We start from the raw sequence: 2,372 nt of genomic DNA, 5'->3' as shown, positions 1-2,372 counted from the left end.
TTGGGGATGCTGATCGTGGAGACGATTGCCCGGATAAGGCGCGAGCACTTCATCAAGGGCAAGACGATCAAGGAGATCGCCCGTGACCTGAAGGTGTCGCGGAACACGGTCCGTAAAGTGCTGAGGTCGGGAGAGACCTCGTTCGAGTACGAGCGTGTCATCCAGCCGCGACCGAAGCTGGGACGGTGGGCTGCAGAACTCGACGGATTGTTGGCAGGGAACGCAGGCAAGTCGGCTCGCGAGCAGCTGACGTTGATCCGGATCTTCGAGGAGCTCCGCGGCCGCGGCTATGACGGCGGTTACGACGCCGTGCGACGTTACGCCAGGCGATGGGGCAAGGAACGCGGACAATCGACGGCTGCGGCCTACGTCCCGCTGAGCTTTGCGCCGGGAGAAGCCTATCAGTTCGACTGGAGCCATGAGGTCGTTTTGCTCAATGGCGTGACGGTGATGGTAAAGGCCGCCCACGTCCGGCTCTGCCACAGCCGGATGCTGTTCGTGCGGTGCTATCCGCGCGAGACGCAGGAGATGGTGTTCGACGCCCACGATCGGGCGTTCGCCCTGTTCAAAGGCACCTGCGTGCGCGGCATCTACGACAACATGAAGACCGCCGTGGAGACGATCTTCGTCGGCAAAGGGCGTCTCTACAATCGCCGCTTCATGCAGATGTGCAGTCACTACCTGGTCGATCCGGTGGCCTGCACGCCAGCGTCGGGCTGGGAGAAAGGCCAGGTCGAGAACCAGGTTGGGCTTGTCCGGGAACGCTTCTTCACGCCACGGCTGCGGTTCAAGAACCTCGACGAGTTGAACGCCTGGCTGCTGGACAAGTGCATCGCCTACACCAAAGCGCACCGGCATCCGGAACTGACCGAGCAAACGGTCTGGCAGGTGTTCGAAGCCGAGCGACCAATGCTCGTTCCCTATGCCGGCCGGTTCGACGGATTCCACGCGGTGCTGGCATCGGTCTCGAAGACCTGCCTGGTGCGCTTCGATAACAACAAATACTCGGTCACGGCCAGTGCCGTTGGGCGGCCTGTCGAGGTTCACGCCTACGCCGATCGCATTGTGATCCGCCAGGACGGACGCATCGTTGCCGAGCATGCTCGCTCGTTCGGCCGCGGTGATACCGTCTACGATCCCTGGCATTACGTGCCGGTGCTGGCTCGCAAACCCGGTGCCTTGCGCAACGGCGCTCCCTTCAAGGACTGGGTGCTGCCGGCTGCGATCGAACGTGTGCGGCGCAAGCTCGCCGGTGCCGACGACGGCAACCGGCAGATGGTCGACATCCTCAACGCGGTTCTGACCGACGGCTTGCCGGCCGTCGAAGCAGCCTGCGCCGAGGCGACCGCTCACGGCGTTCATTCCGCCGATGTCGTGCTCAACATCCTGGCCCGCCAGCGTGATCCTGCCCCGCCGGCCAACATCCTCACCCCGGCTGCGCTGACATTGCGCCATGCCCCGATCGCCGACTGTGCCCGCTACGACAACCTCAGGAGAACCATCTGATGGAGCGTACTCAACTGTTCGACCTCATGGGTGAGCTCAAGCTCTACGGCATGAAGGCCGCCTTCGACGAGATCATGGCGACCGCCATCAAGCGCCAGCACGAACCCCAACGCATTGTCGGCGACCTGCTCAATGCCGAGATCAACGAGAAGCAGGCCCGCTCGATCAAGTACCAGCTCACCATCGCCAAGCTGCCGCTTGCCAAGGACCTTGAGGACTTCCAGTTCGAAGGCACCCCCATCAACCAGAGCCTGGTCAATGATCTCGCCGGCGGCGGCTTTATCGCCCAGCAACGTAACGCCGTTCTGGTCGGCGGTACCGGCACCGGCAAAACACATATGGCCATCGCCATCGCCAGAAGCTGCATGCGATCTGGTGCCCGCGGTCGCTTCTACAACGTGGTCGACCTCGTCAACCGCCTGGAGATCGAGACCCGCAACGGACGGCAGGGCCGCATCGCCGAGCATCTGACCCGGCTCGACTTCATCGTCCTCGACGAACTTGGCTACCTGCCGTTCGCCCAGTCCGGCGGCCAGCTGCTGTTCCATCTCGTCAGCCGGCTCTACGAGCGCACCTCGATTGTCGTCACCACCAACCTTGCCTTCGGTGAATGGCCCAGCGTGTTCGGCGACGCCAAAATGACTACCGCGCTGCTCGACCGCCTGACCCACCATTGCGACATCGTCGAGAGTGGCAACGACAGTTGGCGCTTCAAAAGCCGCGACGACGATCACACAACCCGCGCCTCGCCTCGTCTCCGCAACCCCGGCCAGCTCCGACGAGGCGAGCGCTACCGTCAAGACTCGTCGCTCAAAGGGGTCAAAATTGGACGCCGATACGGGGTCAAATTTGAACGCCGATTGACA

The 2,372-nt window shown here is 62.9% G+C and carries 2 pseudogenes; both read left to right on the top strand.

Features of this window, described 5'->3' with window-relative positions:
* The first annotated feature begins 6 nt into the window (after positions 1–6).
* A pseudogene (istA, locus tag AC0L3U_RS38180) lies at positions 7–1,540 on the top strand (IS21 family transposase).
* Positions 1,506–2,228, top strand: a pseudogene (gene istB / locus AC0L3U_RS38175) (IS21-like element helper ATPase IstB); the annotation flags it as partial. The pseudogenes istA and istB, both read left to right, overlap by 35 nt.
* Positions 2,229–2,372 lie beyond the last annotated feature (144 nt).

This window comes from Bradyrhizobium sp. Kon69 (assembly GCF_055807515.1).
This window is presented reverse-complemented; position numbering and strand designations above follow the sequence as displayed.